General features: G+C 64.3%; 15 protein-coding genes. 4 read left to right on the forward strand and 11 right to left on the reverse strand.

Going from position 1 to position 17,159, the window contains the following annotated elements; translation table 11 throughout:
- The first annotated feature begins 109 nt into the window (after positions 1-109).
- Positions 110-2,254, forward strand: a complete 2,145-nt coding sequence (locus JV18_RS0109780) for an alpha/beta hydrolase family protein (protein ID WP_235303381.1) — start codon at positions 110-112, stop codon at positions 2,252-2,254.
- Between the two features lie 3 nt (positions 2,255-2,257).
- Here JV18_RS0109780 and JV18_RS0109785 read toward each other — a convergent pair whose 3' ends face one another.
- Complete coding sequence (locus JV18_RS0109785; RefSeq protein ID WP_033074334.1) at positions 2,258-5,014, reverse strand: [protein-PII] uridylyltransferase; 2,757 nt, start codon at positions 5,012-5,014, stop codon at positions 2,258-2,260.
- The gene (mutS, locus tag JV18_RS0109790; RefSeq protein WP_033074335.1) at positions 5,011-7,671 is read right to left on the reverse strand and encodes a DNA mismatch repair protein MutS; all 2,661 of its coding nucleotides are present in this window, start codon (positions 7,669-7,671) and stop codon (positions 5,011-5,013) included. The genes JV18_RS0109785 and mutS overlap by 4 nt, the downstream gene beginning before the upstream one ends.
- A 169-nt stretch (positions 7,672-7,840) precedes the next feature.
- Between mutS and JV18_RS0109795 the strand changes: the two genes are divergently transcribed.
- On the forward strand, positions 7,841-10,117 hold the full coding sequence (locus JV18_RS0109795; protein WP_033075219.1) for an NADP-dependent malic enzyme: 2,277 nt from the start codon (positions 7,841-7,843) through the stop codon (positions 10,115-10,117).
- Between the two features lie 92 nt (positions 10,118-10,209).
- Here JV18_RS0109795 and JV18_RS0109800 read toward each other — a convergent pair whose 3' ends face one another.
- Positions 10,210-10,692 (reverse strand): outer membrane protein assembly factor BamE, encoded by a 483-nt coding sequence (locus JV18_RS0109800; protein ID WP_033074336.1) that lies wholly within the window; start codon positions 10,690-10,692, stop codon positions 10,210-10,212.
- 166 nt (positions 10,693-10,858) lie between these two features.
- Here JV18_RS0109800 and JV18_RS0109805 point away from each other — a divergent pair, with 166 nt between their 5' ends.
- Both JV18_RS0109805 and JV18_RS0109810 read left to right on the forward strand, forming a co-directional pair.
- Positions 10,859-11,389, forward strand: coding sequence for a ubiquinol-cytochrome C chaperone family protein (locus tag JV18_RS0109805; RefSeq protein WP_033074337.1), 531 nt, complete (start codon positions 10,859-10,861; stop codon positions 11,387-11,389).
- Positions 11,386-11,913 (forward strand): YceD family protein, encoded by a 528-nt coding sequence (locus JV18_RS0109810; RefSeq protein WP_052071879.1) that lies wholly within the window; start codon positions 11,386-11,388, stop codon positions 11,911-11,913. The genes JV18_RS0109805 and JV18_RS0109810 overlap by 4 nt, the downstream gene beginning before the upstream one ends.
- Before the next feature lie 59 nt (positions 11,914-11,972).
- Here the strand turns inward: JV18_RS0109810 and JV18_RS0109815 are convergent, their stop codons facing one another.
- From JV18_RS0109815 to rplR, 8 genes are all read right to left on the reverse strand, one after another.
- Positions 11,973-12,650: an SRPBCC family protein gene (locus tag JV18_RS0109815; protein ID WP_033074338.1), complete on the reverse strand. Its 678-nt coding sequence runs from the start codon at positions 12,648-12,650 to the stop codon at positions 11,973-11,975.
- A 131-nt stretch (positions 12,651-12,781) separates the two neighbouring features.
- A complete protein-coding gene (locus JV18_RS0109820; RefSeq protein WP_033074339.1) occupies positions 12,782-13,441 on the reverse strand; it encodes an adenylate kinase in 660 nt (219 codons plus the stop codon).
- A 48-nt stretch (positions 13,442-13,489) separates the two neighbouring features.
- Complete coding sequence (gene secY / locus JV18_RS0109825; RefSeq protein ID WP_033075221.1) at positions 13,490-14,863, reverse strand: preprotein translocase subunit SecY; 1,374 nt, start codon at positions 14,861-14,863, stop codon at positions 13,490-13,492.
- Between the two features lie 265 nt (positions 14,864-15,128).
- Positions 15,129-15,617, reverse strand: coding sequence for a 50S ribosomal protein L15 (gene rplO / locus JV18_RS0109830; protein ID WP_037504367.1), 489 nt, complete (start codon positions 15,615-15,617; stop codon positions 15,129-15,131).
- Positions 15,618-15,671: 54 nt separating this feature from the next.
- Positions 15,672-15,878, reverse strand: a complete 207-nt coding sequence (locus JV18_RS0109835; RefSeq protein WP_033074340.1) for a DUF1737 domain-containing protein — start codon at positions 15,876-15,878, stop codon at positions 15,672-15,674.
- Between the two features lie 6 nt (positions 15,879-15,884).
- Positions 15,885-16,070, reverse strand: coding sequence for a 50S ribosomal protein L30 (gene rpmD, locus JV18_RS0109840; protein ID WP_033074341.1), 186 nt, complete (start codon positions 16,068-16,070; stop codon positions 15,885-15,887).
- A 4-nt stretch (positions 16,071-16,074) separates the two neighbouring features.
- Entirely contained in the window at positions 16,075-16,800 is a 726-nt protein-coding gene (gene rpsE / locus JV18_RS14495) for a 30S ribosomal protein S5 (RefSeq protein ID WP_037504407.1), read from the reverse strand.
- A 2-nt stretch (positions 16,801-16,802) separates the two neighbouring features.
- On the reverse strand, positions 16,803-17,156 hold the full coding sequence (gene rplR / locus JV18_RS0109850; RefSeq protein ID WP_033074342.1) for a 50S ribosomal protein L18: 354 nt from the start codon (positions 17,154-17,156) through the stop codon (positions 16,803-16,805).
- Positions 17,157-17,159: the final 3 nt, after the last annotated feature.

The following is a 17,159-nucleotide window of genomic DNA, read 5'->3' on the forward strand; positions in this document are numbered from 1 at the left end:
ACGCTGGATGCGGAGAAGCGGCACTCGCCGGATATATGATCCCGCGGGTCGTTGACCCCGGCAGGGAAAGGCGACACATCTGGTCGCCGGACCAGCGAGGGAGCAGATGATGATGCGTAAAGGGGCTTTGTGGGGTGCGGGGCTGTTGCTGTGGGCGGCGCATCCCGCGCTTGCTGCCGAGCCGGGGGCGCAGGCCGCTCCGGCGGTTGAAAGCGCCCCCGCCCGCTCCGCCGCCGCGAGCGGAAGCGCGCGCACCGCGCCCGAACGGCGCTTTACCGGCGAGGATTTGTTCAACCTGTCGCTTGCATCCGACCCGCAGATCAGCCCCGATGGTCGCCGCATCGCCTATGTCCGCCGGTCGAACGATATCATGTCCGACCGCGCGGTCAGTTCGATCTGGATGATCGACACGCAAAGCGGCGCCGAAATACCGGTGGCGGCGAGTGATGGCGATGCCTTTTCGCCGCGCTGGTCGCCCGATGGCAAGCGGCTTGCCTATGTGTCGACGCGCGGCGGCGGCGCGCAGCTTTGGGTGCGCTGGATCGATGGCGGTGAAGCGGTGCGGCTGACCGGCCTGCCGACCAGCCCGTCCAGCATCACCTGGAGCCCCGATGGCCGCTCCATCGCCTATACGATGCTGGTCAAGGATGCTGGGCCGACACTGGGCAGCGCACCCGCGAACAAGCCCGAGGGCGCGAAATGGGCCGAGCCGCTGGAGGTGCATGACCTCCTCACCTATCGCGCCGATGGCGCGGGCTATATCGAGCCGGGTTTTGAGAAAATCTTTCTCGTTCCCGCCACCGGCGGCGCGCCGCGCCAGCTCAGCTTTGGCCCCTATCATGACGGCGGGCCGCTGAGCTGGGCACCCGATGGCCGCACGCTTTATTTTTCGGCCAATCGCCAGCCCGATTGGGAAGAAAACCCGCTGGAAAGCGAGATTTATGCGCTCGACATTGCAAGCGGCGCGATCCGCGCGCTGACCGATCGCAAGGGCCCCGACGCCAGCCCCAGCGTGTCGCCCGACGGGCGGCTGATCGCCTATACCGGCTTTGACGATGCGAAGCGCGCTTATGAAAACAGCCATCTCTATGTGATGAACCGCGACGGGTCGAACCCGCGCAACCTGACCGCCGACTGGGATTATAGCGTCGATGCCCTCCGCTGGGACGCCGATGGCCGCGGGATTTATGTGCAATATGACGACCATGGCGAAACTTTCGTGGCGCGCATCGGGCTCGACGGATCGGTGCGAAAGGTCGCATCGGGCCTGTCGGGCGGGTCGCTCGACCGGCCCTATACGGGCGGCAGCTTCAGCGTCGCCGACAATGACGCCATCGCCTTTACCGGCGGCAGCGCGACGCGCCCGGCCGAAGTGCAGGTGACGCGCAGCGGTAGCACAGCGCGCATCCTCACCGACCTCAACCGCAGCCTGCGCGAAACAAAGGCGCTGGGCGAAGTGCGCAAGATCAGCGTGGCGTCGAGCCACGACGGGCTGCCCATCGAAGGCTGGTTCACCCTGCCCCCCACCTATGTCGAGGGGCAGCGCGTGCCGCTGATCCTCGAAATTCATGGCGGCCCCTTCACCGCCTATGGCCCGCATTTTTCGACCGACAATCAGCTATATGCCGCGGCGGGCTATGCCGTGCTGTCGGCCAATCCGCGCGGATCGACCAGCTATGGCGAGGCTTTCGCGCAAAAAATCGACAAGGCCTATCCGGGCGATGATTATTTCGACCTGATCAGCATCGTCGACCGCGCCATCGCGCTGGGAATTGCCGATCCCGATGCGCTGTTCGTCACGGGCGGATCGGGCGGCGGGGTGCTGACCAGCTGGATCATCGGCAAGACGCACCGGTTCAAGGCGGCGGCGACGCAAAAACCGGTGATCAACTGGACGACGCAGGCGCTGACCGCCGATGGACCGGCCTTTTTCGGCCCCTATTGGATCGGCGCCATGCCGTGGGAAAACCCCGAGGCTTATTGGAAATTATCGCCGCTCTCGCTCGTCGGACAGGTGGAAACCCCGACCCTGGTCGTTGTCGGCAGCGAGGATTATCGCACCCCGGTGAGCGAGGCCGAGCAATATTATACCGCGCTGCGCCTGCGCGGGGTGCCGACGGCTTTCATCAAGGTGCCGGGCGCGAGCCATGGCGGCATCGCCGCGCGTCCGTCGCAATCGGCAGCCAAGGCGGCGGCGATCCTCGCCTGGTTCGACAAATATCGGCAGGGCTGGGCGCGAGACGCGGGGGAGTAAGCCCTACGCGGCCTCCGCGCTGTCATCGCTGCGCCTCGCCGCTTCGAGCAGACGCTTTTCAAGCGTTTTGACGCGCGCACTGCTGTCGATCTTGTCGCCGATCAGGTCGGTGACATAGAAGGTGTCGACCGCGCGTTCGCCATAGGTCGCGACATGGGCGCTATGCACCGTCACCTTTGACTGGAAAAGCGCATAGGCAAGCTGGCTCAGCAGCGCGGGGCGGTCCTGCGCGTTGACTTCGATCACCGTGAAGCGGTTCGACGCCTTGTTGTCGATAAAGACATTGGGGGCAACGCGAAACGCCTCCGCTCGCGCGCGGTGCAGCGCGCGCGCCTCCAGCTTGGGCAGCAATTTCTGACGATTGGCGAGCGCATCCTCGATCGCGCGGGTCAGGCGTAAAATCTGCTCGGCCTCGGCAAAGGGGCGGCCGATGGGGTCCTGCACCAGGAAATTGTCGAGCGCGAGGCCGTCGCGCGTCGTGTGAATGCGCGCGTCGATAATATTGCCGCCCGCCAGATGAATGCCCCCGACGATGCGATAGAAAAGCCCCGGGTGATCGGCGGCGAGCAGCATCACCAGCGTCGCGCCGCGATCATCGTCGGGCACGGCGGCGATGTGGAGCGGGGCATCGCCGGCCTGCTGGATGTGCAGCAGATTGGCGGTGATCACCTCGACCGGTTCGGCGATCCAGTAACTTTCGGGCAGGCGCTTGGCGAGGCGCGCGAAATCCTTGTCGCTCATCTGGAGCAGCGCCTGCGCTTCCTCCTTCTTGCCCGCAATCCGCGCCTCGCGCCCGCGCTGCTTGTGGCCGAGCCGCAGCACTTCTTCGGCCGAATCATATAATTCGGTGAGCAATTGCCGTTTCCAGCTGTTCCACACCCCGGGGCCGACCGCGCGAATATCGACGACGGTGAGGACAAGGAGCAGCCGCAGCCGCTCGGGCGATTGCACATGCTGGGCGAAATCGAGGATCGTCTTGAAATCGGCGAGGTCGCGCTTGAACGCGGTCGCCGACATGAGGAGATGATAGCGCACAAGCCATGAGACCGTCTCGGTCTCCGCCTCGCTCAGCCCCAGCCGCGGGCAGACGCGCAGCGCAAGTTCAGCGCCCAGCACGCTGTGATCGCCGCCGCGCCCCTTGGCGATATCGTGCAGCAGCACCGCCACATAAATGACGCGCCGCGACTGGATCTGGTCCATGATCGCGGTCGAAAGCGGATGATCCTCCTGAAGCCGGTTCTGCTCGATGTCGGACAACAGCCCGATGGCGCGGATCGTATGCTCATCGACCGTATAATGATGATACATGTCGAATTGCATCTGCGCGACGACGCGGCCGAAATCGGGAATGAAGCGGCCGAACACCCCCGCCTCGTTCATCCAGCGCAGCACGGTTTCGGGATCGCGCGGACTGGTAAGCACATCGAGAAAAAGCGCATTAGCACGCGCAATCCTCCTCAGCTTTCCGTCGATCAGCTTCGCGTCATGACGCGCCTGCCGCATCGCCTGCGGATGGATTTCGAGGCTATATTTGTCGGCGAGCGCGAAAATCTCGATCAGGCGAACAGGGTCTTCCTGAAAAAAATCATCCGACGGCAAGGCGAGCCGCCCCCGGTCGAGGACAAAGCCATTGAGCTTGCCGGGGCGGCGGCGGATCGAGGGCAGGAAACGCCGCCCGCGCGCCGCAAGCTGTTCGTCGAGATGAGCCAGGAACGTGCCGGTGAGGTCGCCGACGCTTTTGGCGTGGAGAAAATAAAGCTGCATGAAGCGTTCGACCGCGCTTTTGCCCGGCCGCTCGGCAAATTGCATTCGCGCCGCAATCTCGCGCTGAAAATCAAAGGTCAGACGGTCCTCGGCGCGCCCCGCCAGAATATGAAGGTGGCAGCGCACCGCGAGCAGGAAATTTTCGGCGCGGCCAAATTGGCGCAGCTCGCGCGCGGTGAGCAGCCCGGCGTCGACCAGTTCGGGGACGGTGCGGACGCGGTGGATGAATTTGCCGATCCAGAACAGGGTGTGAAGGTCGCGAAGCCCGCCCTTCCCTTCCTTTACATTGGGTTCGACAACATAGCGCGAATCGCCCATTTTCTTGTGCCGCTCGTCACGCTCGGCGAGCTTTTCGGCGACAAAGCTGCGCGCATTGCCCGCGACCACCTCGGCGTCGAAGCGCGCCGCCGCCTGATCATAAAGGTCGCGGTCGCCCCAGATGAAGCGCCCTTCGAGGAGCGCGGTGCGGATCGTCATATCCTCTTTCGCGGCGCGGATCATCTCGTCGAGCGAACGCGAGGAGTGGCCGACCTTCAGCCCCAGATCCCAGAGGGTGTATAGCTGCGCCTCGATGACGCTTTCGGTCCAGCTCGTCTGGCGAAAGGGGGTCAGAAAGCCGATATCGACATCGCTGTGCGGCGCCATTTCGCCGCGGCCATAGCCGCCGACCGCGATGACCGTGATCCGCTCCCCCGCCGATCGATTGCCCGCGGGATAAAGATGTTCGACGGTGAAATCATAGGACAGGCGGACAAGCTGATCGATCAGAAAGGCGGTCGCCTGCGCCGCGATCCGTCCCGACGAGGGGGCATCTGCCAGCCGCTTTTCGACTTCGGCGCGGCCATCCTCCAGCGCTTGCTTGAGCAGCGCCACCATCGCGCGACGGCGCGCGCCATTATCGGCACTTTCCTCGGCAATCGCCGCAAGGCGTTCGGCGAGTACGCGCCGGTCGATAATCGCGCGCCGATTGGGAAGGCTGGAGAAAAAACCGCTCATTCGCTTTGCTCCGCCACAAGCTGCTTGATGCGATAGAGGGCGTCAAGCGCCTCGCGCGGGGTGAGCGCATCAGGGTCGATATCGGCGAGCGCCTCGCGCAGCGGATCGGCGGGGGCGGCGGGGCCTTCCGCCAAGGTCGCGGCAAAGAGCGGCAGATCGTCGAGCCCGGCGGCAAGCCCGCCCGTTGCCTCGCGCCCCGCCTCCAGCTTGGCGAGCACCGCCTCGGCGCGCTTAACGACCGCGGGCGAGACCCCGGCCAGCCGCGCCACGGCCAGACCATAGCTGCGGTCCGCCGGTCCATCAGCGACTTCGTGGAGCAGCACGAGATCGCCCTTCCACTCGCGCGCGCGGACATGATGGAGCGAGAGCGCATCGAGGCTTTCGGCAAGCCGCGTCAGCTCGTGATAATGAGTGGCGAACAGGCAGCGGCAGCGGTTGACCTCATGCACCGCCTCGACCACCGACCAGGCGAGTGCGAGCCCGTCATAGGTGGAGGTGCCGCGCCCGACCTCGTCCAATATGACGAAGCTGTTAGGCGTCGCCTGCGCCAGAATCGCGGCGGTCTCGACCATTTCGACCATGAAGGTCGAACGCCCCCGCGCGAGATTGTCGCTGGCGCCGACGCGGCTGAACAGCCGGTCGACAAGACCCAGCCGCGCCGAGGTGGCGGGGACGAAAGCACCCGCCTGCGCGAGCACGACGATCAGCGCATTCTGCCGCAGGAAAGTCGATTTGCCGCCCATATTCGGCCCGGTGACGAGCCACAGCCGGTCGCTTTCCCCCAGCGAGAGATCATTGGGGACGAAACGCTCGCCCGATTTCGCCAGCGCCGCCTCGACCACCGGATGGCGCCCGCCTGTTACATTGAGACAGGGTTCATCGGCGATATCGGGGCGGCACCAGCCATGGCTCATCGCATGATCGGCGAGCGCCGCCGCGACGTCGATCCGCGCGAGCACGTCGCAGCTTGCGGCAATCGGCTCGCGCCGCTCGACCGCCATCGCAACCAGGGTTTCGAGATGCGCCGCCTCTGCCGCCAGTGCATGAACCCCCGCTTGGGTGACGCGGCTCGCTGCCTCGTGCAAGTCGGGCGAGTTGAACCGCACCGCGCCCGCGAGCGTCTGGCGGTGGGTAAAGCCCGATCCTTCAGCCATCAGTGCATCGGCATGTTTGGCGGGCACTTCGACATGATAGCCGAGCACGCCATTGTGGCGGATCTTGAGCGCAGCGATGCCCGTGCGTTCGCGATACTCCGCCTCCAGCGCCGCAATCGCCTTGCGCCCGTCGCGCGCAGTTTCGCGCAAGGCATCGAGCGCGGCGTCATAGCCTTCGGCGATATAGCCGCCCTGCGCCGCATCGACGGCGGGCGTCTCGACGAGCGCGCGGCTGAGCTCATCGACAAGCGCGCCATGGCCATCGAGCCGGGGGAGCAGCCGGCCGAGCATCGGCGGCAGATCGGCGCGGCGCGCCATCTGTTCGCGCAGCAGCCGCGCGCCCGCCAGCGCATCGCGAAGCTGGGCAAGATCGCGCGGCCCGCCGCGCCCTGCGACCAGCCGTCCCAGCGCGCGCCCAGCGTCGGGAAGCGCGCGCAGCGCCGCGCGCAAATCGCCGCGCCACAGCGCATCGCGCGCGAGCGCATCGACCAGATCGAGCCGCTCGACAATCGCCGCGCGATCGGTGAGCGGGCTGGAGAGATCGTCGGCGAGCAGGCGCGCGCCCGCCGCCGTCACCGTGCGGTCGATGGTGGCGAGCAGGCTGCCCTCGCGCCGCCCCGCCATGGTTCGCACCAGTTCGAGGCTTTCGCGCGTCGCAGCATCAATCGCCATGCGGCCCGAAATCTGGTGCCGAACGGGGGGCTGAAGAAAAGCGGCGCTGCCTGTGCCGACATGGTCGAGATAGGCGGCGAGCGCACCCATGGCGGCGAGTTCGGCGCGGGTGAAGGCGCCAAAGCCGTCGAGCGTTTGCACGGCGAACAGCGCCTCCAGCCGTTTCTGTCCCGCGCTGCTCGAAAATTCGGATGCCGGGCGGCGGACGAGCTGGCGCGCGGCGGACGGCGGCGCGGCCTCTGCCATTTCGCTGATCAAAAGTTCCGCCGGGACAAGCCGCGCGAGTTCGGCGTCCAGTTGCTGCGCCGTCAGCGCGACAACTTCAAAAACGCCCGTTGAAATATCGGCGGCGGCAAGCGCCATTTCGCCGCCCACTTCAGCAAGCGCGGCAAGCCGGTTGGCGCTGCGCCCTTCGAGCAGCGACTCCTCGGTGAGCGTACCCGCGGTAACGAAACGCACGATATCGCGCGCGACCAGCGCCTTCGATCCGCCCCGCGCCTTCGCCTCTGCCGGGGTTTCGACCTGTTCGGCGATGGCGACCCGGTGGCCCGCCTTTATCAGCCGCGCAAGATAGGATTCGGCCGAATGGACGGGAACGCCGCACATCGGCACCGGCTCCCCCCCATGTTCACCGCGCGAGGTGAGCGCAATGTCGAGCGTCGAAGCCGCCGCCTTGGCATCGTCGAAGAAAAGCTCGAAAAAATCGCCCATGCGGTAAAAGAGCAGGCAATCCTCCGCCTTTTCCTTCAGCGACCAATATTGCGCCATCATCGGTGTCGCGGCGGGCGCGGATGCTTTGCTCGGTGCGGGTTTGCGGGCAGTGGCGGGCATGGCCCCTGCTTAGTGATTGAGGGCCGCATGGCAAGGCGCGATACGGAGCCGCCACCCTCCCCCCTCGGCATTCGGCACGCGGCGGGCAACATTGCCGGTTACATTTTTCGGCGGCGGCGCTAGGGGAAGGGTGGACGCGCATCTTGTGAGATTTTGAAGAGGATAGATGATGGATAGCGGCAGCAAGGTGCAATTTTCGGACCGCGAGGCCCTGCTTTATCACAGCTATGGCCGGCCCGGTAAGATCGAGATCGTTGCATCAAAGCCGATGGCGACGCAGCGCGACCTGTCGCTGGCCTATTCGCCCGGCGTCGCGGTGCCAGTGAAGGCCATCGCCGAAAATCCCGCCACCGCTTATGATTATACCGCCAAGGGCAATCTGGTCGCCGTCATTTCGAACGGCACCGCGATCCTGGGCCTTGGCAATCTGGGCGCGCTGGCATCGAAGCCGGTGATGGAAGGCAAGGCGGTGTTGTTCAAGCGCTTTGCCGATGTCGATTCGATCGACCTCGAAGTCGACACCGAAGATCCGCAGGCCTTTATCGACGCGGTCGCGCTGCTCGGCCCCAGCTTTGGCGGGATCAATCTGGAAGACATCGCCGCGCCCAATTGCTTCATCATCGAAGCGGCGCTGAAAGAGAAGATGAACATTCCGGTGTTCCATGACGACCAGCATGGCACAGCGATCATCACCGCTGCCGGGCTGATCAACGCCTGTCACCTGACGGGCCGCGACCTTTCCAAGATCAAGGTCGTCGTCAATGGCGCGGGAGCCGCCGCCATCGCCTGCACCGCGCTGATCAAGGCGATGGGCGTCAAACATGAAAATGTGATCATGTGCGACCGCACCGGCACCATCTATCAGGGCCGCACCGACGGTATGGACCAGTGGAAATCGGCGCATGCCGTCCCCACCGAAGCACGCGACCTGACCGAGGCGCTGCAGGACGCCGACGTGTTTCTGGGCTTGTCGGCGGCGGGCGCGCTGAAGCCTGAGATGGTGATGGGCATGGCGCCCGCACCGATCATCTTTGCGATGGCGAACCCCGATCCTGAAATTTCGCCCCCTGACGCGCGCGCGGCACGCCCCGATGCAATCATTGCGACGGGGCGGTCGGATTATCCCAACCAGGTCAATAATGTCCTGTGCTTCCCCTTCATCTTTCGCGGCGCGCTCGACGTGCGCGCGACCGCGATCAACGAAGAGATGAAGATTGCCGCCGCCTATGCCATCGCAGAACTGGCGCGCCAGCAGGTGCCCGAGGAAGTGGCGGCCGCTTATGGGGGGCGGGCGTCGAGCTTTGGGCCGGAATATATCATCCCCTCCCCCTTTGACCCGCGGTTGATGGAAATCGTCCCCGCCGCGGTCGCCAAGGCGGCGATGGAGACGGGTGTCGCGCAGCAGCCCATCGAGGATCTGGACGATTACCGCACCAGCCTGCGCGCCCGGCTTAATCCCACGACATCGGTGCTGACGCTGGCCTATGAGGCGGCGCGCGCCAATCCCAAGCGCGTCGTCTTTGCCGAGGGTGAGGAAGAGGTGGTGCTGCGCGCCGCGATCCAGTTCCGCGACGGCGGCTATGGCATTCCGGTGCTCGTCGGCCGCGAAGGACTGCACGACAAGCTGCGCGCGATGGGCGTCGCCGATGCCGAGAATTTCGAGGTGCATAACAGCGTCAATTCGCCGCATGTCCCCGAAATGGTCGAGTTGCTCTACAAGCGGCTCCAGCGGCGCGGCTATCTGCGCCGCGACTGCGAACGCATGGTCAACCGCGACCGCAATATCTTCGGCGCGCTGATGCTGAAAATGGGGCTGGGCGACGCGATGATCACCGGTGTTACGCGCACCTATTCGCGCACCATGCGCGAAGTGCGGCGCGTGATCGACCATGCCGAAGGCAAGACCCCCTTTGGCACCCATATTTTGGTGGCGCAGCATCGCACCATCTTCATGGCCGACACGACGGTCAATGAACGGCCCACCGCCGAAATGCTGGCCGATATTGCCGAGCGCACCGCACAGGTGGCGCGCCGCATGGGGCACGAACCGCGTGTCGCGTTCCTGTCCTATTCGACTTTTGGCAATCCCGAAGGATCGTGGCTGGAAAATATCCGCGAGGCGGTCCACATCCTCGACAAACGCCAGCCCGGTTTCGAATATGAAGGCGAAATGGCACCCGACGTCGCGCTCAACGAGCGATTGATGCAGAACTACCCCTTCTGCCGCCTGTCGGGGCCCGCCAATGTGCTGGTGATGCCGGGGCTGCAATCGGCCAATCTGTCGGCCAAGCTGCTGCGCGAACTGGGCGGCGGCGCGGTGATCGGCCCGGTGCTGGTCGGCATGGAAAAGCCGGTTCAGGTCGCCACCATGGCCTCCCCCGCGTCTGATCTCGTCACGCTCGCGGTGCTGGCGGCCGGCGGGATTGCGCAGGAACTGTCGGCCTGATTCCACGACGGCGGCGTATCAAAAAGGCCCGCGCTGCAAGGGAGCAGCGCGGGCCTTTTGCTATATCAAGACGATAGACCGAACGGGGCGGCTTATTGCGACCCGCCCGCCATGCCCGGCGCACCGACCGCACCGATATTGCCGAAAATATCTTCAAAGAAGCTGCGCTGGCGGCCCAGTGTCGGCGTTTTGTCGCCATGCGGGCTGATCCGCGCTACCAAATCGACCCCCGTGCGATCCACCTCGGTCACATTGCCATTGGCGTCGAACCGGATGCGCAGCACTTGCTGATCGATCGGGCGTGGGCGGGCAAAGGCAAGCTGGCGCGTTTCGCGCGAAACATAATAATAATCCCTGCCGTCGAACTGACCGACAAAGGTGGGGCGGCCCAGCGTCTTTTCGACCGATTCGCGATTATCGACGCCCGCCGTAATCGCATCGGTGAGCACCGCATCGGCGATATAGCCCTGCCGCCCCTTAAGCTGGGTGCAGCCGCCGACAGCAACGGCCATCATCAGGCCAAGGGCTGCCACGCGCGCACGGGGAAGACGGAAGGAAGAAAGCAAAAGCGGCATCAATGTCTCTCCATTGCGCCCGGCTCTACAAGCAGGGGCGCCGGTCCAGCCCGCCTCTTAACCGCAAGCGGCGGGGGGGCACAAGCGGCTTATGCCGCGTCAAAGCTTGCGCCACGCTGACCAACGCCCCTTTTCCGGCGGAGCGATTCGGCCTAAGCGCGATGCCATGTTTTCGCTTCGCAAATTTTTCCGGCCCGACCCCGACCCCCGCGAGGCGCTGCGCCCGCTGTGGAACGCCGTAATTGCCGCCGCACGCCGCCCCCATTGGTATCAGGCTGGCGGCGCGCCCGATACGCTCGACGGACGCTTCGACATGGTCAGCCTTGTCACGGCGCTGGTCCTCCACCGGATCGACGACGACCCTGCGCAGGCGGCGGCGGGCGTCTATCTGACCGAATTATTCGTCACCGACATGGACGGGCAGATGCGCCAGATTGGTTTCGGCGACATGGTCGTTGGCAAGCAGGTCGGACGCATGATGGGCGCGCTGGGCGGGCGGCTCGGCGCCTATCGCGCGCCCGACGGATCGCCGGCTCTGCGCGCCGCGCTGGTTCGCAATCTGTGGCGCGGGCAGGAACCGCCCGCCCCGGCGCTGGACCATGTCATGGGCGAAGTCGCGCGGCTGCGCACCGCACTTTCCGCACTGCCGGTGGCGGAGCTGATCGCCGCCGACCAGCTGCCCGAGACAGGCGCATGATGACCCCCGAATTTTCTCATGTCGTCACGCTTGCCGAAGCCGGGCCGGGGCGGCAGGTGACGTTGAATGCCGATGAGACGGCGCGCGCGCGTATCGCGGCGCGGCTCGAGCTGGTCGCGCTCGACCAGTTTCGCGTCGAGGCCGAGGTTTCGGCGGTCGCGGGCGGCCTCAAGCTGCGCGGAAAGATCACCGCACGGCTGGTGCAAAGCTGCGCCGCCACCGCCCTGCCCGTTCCCGTGAAAATCAGCGAATCCTTTGACCTGCGCTTTCTGAGTGATGCTGCGCCCGATGTGGCGGAGGAGGAAGAAGTCGAGATCGACAGCGCGGATTGCGACATATTGCCGCTGGAGGATGATCGCGTCGATGTCGGCGAGGCCGCGGTGCAGACGCTGTCGCTCGCGCTCGAGCCTTTTCCCCGCCACCCCGACGCCGACCGCATATTGGCCGAAAAGGGTGTGCTGAGCGAAGAGCAGGCCGGCCCCTTCGCTGCGCTGGCCGCGCTCAAAAAAGGCAAGACGGAATAAGCGCCAGCGCTGCATGCCTGTTTCGGCGGCCTGGCTCGCCGCTTTGGGGCTGGGCTCTCCTATTCTTCGCCCCTGTCGCCCCGCAGATCGGCGGCAACCGTATCAAGCGGCGAGACAGCCTGTTCCTTGTCGCTTTTGTCCAGAGCCTCGGCTTTCCCCTCTCCCCCTTCTTCGTCCGCAGCGGCAGGCGGCAACGCGCCGCCCAGCGCGGCCGCCAGCCCGCGAAGCTGTTCGCCGATGACATTATCGACGGCAGGGCCGATTTCCTTGGGATCAAAGCGCATATAGCCGCCGACAACATAGTCGAAACGAATGCGGCTCCCGCCGTCCTCCGGCTTGATCTGGATCGTGAGCGTGCCCTTTAGCGCCTCGCCCTGCAGCGGGCCGAGCGCGCCCGACAGGCGTAGCAATGAGCCGGGCTTGGCGAAGAGAATTTCGGCATGTTTGACGCTGCCCATCCCGCCCCCGCTATCGGGCAGCTTTTCGCAAAAGCATCCCCCGGCCTGCGAATCGAGCCAGAAATTTTCGGCGTCCCCCGACCAGCTATGCGCTTTCGACCACCATTTTTGCGGCATGCGAAGCATCGTCCACACCTCATCGGGTGATGCCGCGACCCGCGCGCTATGCGCGCTGGTGAAACCCTGTTCCGTCTGGTCGATAATTTTCGCTGCCGCTGGCGATGCCAAAGCGAACGCTGCCGAAGCCGCGCAAATAGCGATAAACTGCTGCAAGGCCATAATCCCCCTTCCCCCATTTCGGGCGAGCCTAATGGCAGGGCAGACTATTGGCTAGCGTCCGGCTGTCCCCTTCGCCGAAAGGGGTCTGTCCCCAGCGGGTCGGGGGAGAGACAGGAAAAAAACGACCTCGCTCAGCCGGCGCTGGCGAGGATGGTTTCTATCGCGTCGTTGACATCGGCGATGGGCGCCATGCCGTCGACATGGGTGACGAGCCCGCGCTCGTCATAGATCGGAAGGATCGGCGCCGTCTTGGCGCGATATTCGGCCATGCGGGTGCGGACCGTTTCCTCATTATCGTCGGGACGGCGCTTGAATTCGCTGCTGCCGCAGGCGTCGCAAACGCCTTCGACCTTGGGCTGCTTGTGACGGTCATGGTAACCGGCACCGCATTTGGCGCAGGAAAAGCGGCCCGTGATCCGGTCGACGAGCGCATCCTCCTCGACCCGCAACTCGATGACATGGTCAAGCTTGCGCCCGCGCGCGGCGAGAATCGCGTCGAGCGCGTCAGCCTGCGCCGCGGTGCGCGGATAACCGTCGAAGATCACCGAGACATCGCCGCCCAGCGCATCGAGCCGTTCGCCAATCAGCCCCGAGACAATCTCGTCCGAGACCAGCTCGCCCGCATCCATCACGGCCTTGGCCTGCTGTCCCAGCGGCGTGCCTTCTTTGACAGCGGCGCGCAGCATGTCCCCGGTCGAAAGCTGGACCATGCCATGCTCTTCCTCCAGCCGTGCGGCCTGCGTCCCCTTGCCCGCCCCCGGCGGCCCCAGCAAAATGATGTTGAGCGTCATGGAAGGTCCCTGTTCCCGTGCCTGTTCGCGCCCGCCCTACCGAAGGGTTCAGCGCCGTGCAACGCCGCCCTTCAATTTCGCCTTTTTAATCAGGTCGCCATATTGGTGCGCGAGCATGTGGCTCTGGATCTGGCTGATCGTGTCGATGGTGACATTGACGATAATCAGCAGGCTGGTGCCGCCCAGCGCAAAGGGCAGGCCCGAGCTGGCAATGAAATATTCCGGAACCAGGCAGATAAGCGCCAGATAGGCCGCACCGATGACGGTGATGCGCGTCAGCACGAAATCCAGATAGGCGGCGGTATTCTTGCCCGGGCGGATGCCGGGGATGAAGCCGTTTTGCCGCTTCAGATTGTCGGCGGTTTCCTCCGGGTTGAATACGACTGCGACATAGAAGAAGCAGAAGAAGATGATGCCCGCAGCATAGAGCAGCATGTAGAGCGGCTGGCCATGCGCCAGATATTGGTTGAGCATGATCAGGAAATCGCCGGTCGCGGTGTCGCCCTGAACATTATTGCCCATCATCTGGGTGATCGTCACCGGCATCAAGAGCAGCGACGAGGCAAAGATCGGCGGGATCACGCCCGCGGTATTGACCTTGAGTGGCAGGTGGCTGCGGTCGGCCTGCATCACCCCGCGCTGGGTGGCGCGCTTGGGATATTGGACGAGCACGCGGCGCTGCGCGCGCTCCATGAAGCTGATGAAGGCGATGACCGCAACCGCGCCGATGATGACTGCAACGACCGTGCCGCCGCCCATCGAGCCTTCGCGGACCTGGGTGAACATTTGCGAGAAACTGCGCGGAAGCTGCGCCAGAATGCCCGCCATGATGATCAGCGAAATGCCATTGCCGATGCCGCGGCTTGTGATCTGTTCACCCAGCCACATCAGGAACAGCGTGCCGCCGACGATGCTGATCACCGCGCCGACGCGGAAGAACATGCCGGGATCCACCACGGCAGCAATGCCCTGGCTGGCGCCAAGGGTTTCCAGACCGACCGCGACGAAATAGCCTTGAATCGCGGTGAGCGCGACCGTGCCATAACGCGTATATTGGTTGAGCTTTTTCCGCCCGCTTTCGCCCTCTTTCTTGAGCGCGGCGAGGCTGGGGGACAGCGCCGCAGCGAGCTGAACGACGATCGATGCAGTAATATAAGGCATAACGCCGAGCGCGATGATACTCATCCGCTCCAGGCTACCGCCCGAGAAGGTGTTGAAAATGTCCAATATGCCGCCCGAAGCCGCCTGACTGTACAGCTGTGACAACGCAACGGGATCAACCCCCGGCAGCGGCACGAAAGACAGAAAGCGAAAAACAATCAAAGCCCCCAGCGTAAACCAGATACGGTTTTTAAGCTCGGTAGCTTGGCCGAACTTCGAAAAGTTCAGGTTGGAAGCAAATTGGTCGGCGCGTGAGGCCATGATCATCTTTCCTCAAGTGGCGGACCGCGCCCCCGCGACCCGGCGCCTATGTGCGTTCGCGCGGCGCGAAGCGCAAGGGGAAAGGCCTATTTAGCGGCGCGCAAAAGCTGCATTCCCGCTGTCATTACCCGTTCGCATCGGGCGAAGTCGCGATGTCCCTCGACATTGGTTATTCCGAACGCTGTCTCGAAAGATCCGACACAGCCGCGTGGGACCGGGCAAATCGGAAAAGGCGGCTCTTGCGGGAGCCGCCTTTCCAATTCAATTACTCGGCTTTGGCTTCTGCCAGAGCAGCCGTAACTTCGACCTTGCCGCCAGCCTTTTCAACCGCTTCGATCGCGCCCTTTGACGCGCCCGCAACGGCAAAGTTGAGCTTTGCGGTCAGTTCGCCCTTGGCGAGGAGGCGCACGCCATCCTTGCCGCCGCGTGCGACACCGGCTGCCTTCAGCGTGTCATGATCGACGACCTTCTTGGCATCAAGCTTCTTGGCGTCGATGAGCTTCTGCACTTGGCCCAGGTTTACGATGGCGTAATCTTTGCCGAAAATATTGTTGAAGCCGCGCTTCGGCAGGCGCATGTGAAGCGGCATCTGGCCGCCTTCAAAGCCGTTGATGGAAACACCGCTGCGGCTCTTCTGACCCTTTTGGCCGCGGCCGCCGGTCTTGCCCTTGCCCGAGCCGATGCCGCGTCCAACGCGCATGCGGCCCTTGCGGGCACCATTATTGTCACGAAGATCGTTAAGCTTAATAGTCATAATATTGCACTCGCTTTCGCTGTGTTCGCGCTGAGGATGGATCCTGTTAAAAGATCAATCCGGTTCAATATCGCTCGATGGTTGAAAGCCGGGATAAGGTCCAGCCTTTTCCATCACAATTGCTTGGGCGACATAAGCCTGCCCGCCCACACTGGTCATTGTCGGACTGCCGTGAAGCTGCCACCCCCGATTGAGCAGCCCCTCAACGCGCGCGCAAAAAGCGCTGTCATCAGGACCGGTCAACAGGCGATAGAGCTTCATCGCGATTCAGCCCCCGACGACTTCCACCATGTGCGACACCTTGCGGATCATGCCACGCACGGCTGGGGTGTCGACCAGTTCGACTTCGCGGTTCATCTTGCCAAGCCCAAGGCCCGTCAAAATGGCGCGCTGTTCCTTGGGACGACGGATCGGCGAACCGATCTGGCGGATCTTGATCTTCTTGTCAGCCATGGTTTTACTCCGTCACCGCGGCAGCTTCAGCCTCGGCCACGCGGTCGGATTTGATGCCGCCACGCTTGATGAGGTCCGACACTTTCTTGCCGCGACGCTGCGCCACCGATTTGGGGCTGGTCTGTTCGCCCAGTGCCTCAAAAGTCGCGCGGATCATGTTATAAGGGTTCGAGGTGCCGACCGACTTCGTCACCACGTCTGCAACGCCCAGCGATTCGAAGACAGCACGCATCGGGCCACCCGCAATGATGCCGGTCCCCGCCGGGGCCGACCGCAGGGTGACATTGCCCGCGCCGAAATGGCCCCGGCCATCATGGTGCAGTGTGCGACCGTCGCGCAGCGGAACGCGAATCATAGCCTTCTTCGCCGCAGCGGTGGCTTTCGAAATCGCCTCCGGAACTTCGCGTGCCTTGCCATGGCCGAAACCCACGCGGCCCTTGCCGTCGCCCACGACGACGAGCGCGGCGAAACCGAAGCGCTTACCGCCCTTCACCGTTTTCGAGACGCGGTTGATGTGAACCAGCTTTTCAATCAGCTCTTCACCGCCATCATCGTCGCGCTGGCGACGATCGTCGCGGCGACCGCGCCCACCGTCACGACCGCCACGGCCGCCATCGCGTCCGCCACGGCCACGGCGCGGAGCCTGGTTGGTGACTTCGGCGTTGGTGGCTTCGGGAGCCAGAGTCGCCTCGGGCTGGTTGCCCTGGCCGGTGCTGTTCTCTTCTGCCATCATTAAAACTCCAATCCGCCTTCGCGAGCCGCGTCGGCCAGCGCCTTGATGCGCCCGTGGAACAGGAAACCGCCACGGTCGAACACGACTTGCGTCACGCCCGCCTTCTTGGCAGCTGCAGCGAGACGCTTGCCCACATCGGCCGCCGCCGCAGCGGTGGCACCGGCTTTGCCGCGCACATCCTTGTCGAGCGTCGAAGCCGCAGCGAGCGTGTGGCCAGCGGCATCGTCAATGAGCTGCGCATAAATATGGCGGCCCGAACGATGCACCGACAGACGCGGACGACCGGCGGCGCGTTGACGGAGCGAGGTACGAACGCGCTGGCGACGTTTTTGAAAAGGGGTAAGATGTGCCATGGC

It is taken from the genome of Sphingopyxis sp. MWB1, assembly GCF_000763945.1.
Classification (GTDB): domain Bacteria; phylum Pseudomonadota; class Alphaproteobacteria; order Sphingomonadales; family Sphingomonadaceae; genus Sphingopyxis.

Coding starts and splice junctions, on each gene's coding strand:
- JV18_RS0109805 (WP_033074337.1), top strand. CDS start 10,859: ATGTTTTCGCTTCGCAAATTTTTCCGGCCCGACCCCGACCCCCGCGAG.
- JV18_RS0109815 (WP_033074338.1), bottom strand. CDS start 12,650: ATGGCCTTGCAGCAGTTTATCGCTATTTGCGCGGCTTCGGCAGCGTTC.
- rplR (WP_033074342.1), bottom strand. CDS start 17,156: ATGGCACATCTTACCCCTTTTCAAAAACGTCGCCAGCGCGTTCGTACC.
- JV18_RS0109800 (WP_033074336.1), bottom strand. CDS start 10,692: ATGCCGCTTTTGCTTTCTTCCTTCCGTCTTCCCCGTGCGCGCGTGGCA.
- JV18_RS0109820 (WP_033074339.1), bottom strand. CDS start 13,441: ATGACGCTCAACATCATTTTGCTGGGGCCGCCGGGGGCGGGCAAGGGG.
- JV18_RS0109835 (WP_033074340.1), bottom strand. CDS start 15,878: ATGAAGCTCTATCGCCTGTTGACCGGTCCTGATGACAGCGCTTTTTGC.
- mutS (WP_033074335.1), bottom strand. CDS start 7,671: ATGCCCGCCACTGCCCGCAAACCCGCACCGAGCAAAGCATCCGCGCCC.
- JV18_RS0109785 (WP_033074334.1), bottom strand. CDS start 5,014: ATGAGCGGTTTTTTCTCCAGCCTTCCCAATCGGCGCGCGATTATCGAC.
- JV18_RS0109780 (WP_235303381.1), top strand. CDS start 110: ATGATGCGTAAAGGGGCTTTGTGGGGTGCGGGGCTGTTGCTGTGGGCG.
- secY (WP_033075221.1), bottom strand. CDS start 14,863: ATGGCCTCACGCGCCGACCAATTTGCTTCCAACCTGAACTTTTCGAAG.
- rpsE (WP_037504407.1), bottom strand. CDS start 16,800: ATGGCAGAAGAGAACAGCACCGGCCAGGGCAACCAGCCCGAGGCGACT.
- JV18_RS0109810 (WP_052071879.1), top strand. CDS start 11,386: ATGATGACCCCCGAATTTTCTCATGTCGTCACGCTTGCCGAAGCCGGG.
- JV18_RS0109795 (WP_033075219.1), top strand. CDS start 7,841: ATGGATAGCGGCAGCAAGGTGCAATTTTCGGACCGCGAGGCCCTGCTT.
- rpmD (WP_033074341.1), bottom strand. CDS start 16,070: ATGGCTGACAAGAAGATCAAGATCCGCCAGATCGGTTCGCCGATCCGT.
- rplO (WP_037504367.1), bottom strand. CDS start 15,617: ATGACTATTAAGCTTAACGATCTTCGTGACAATAATGGTGCCCGCAAG.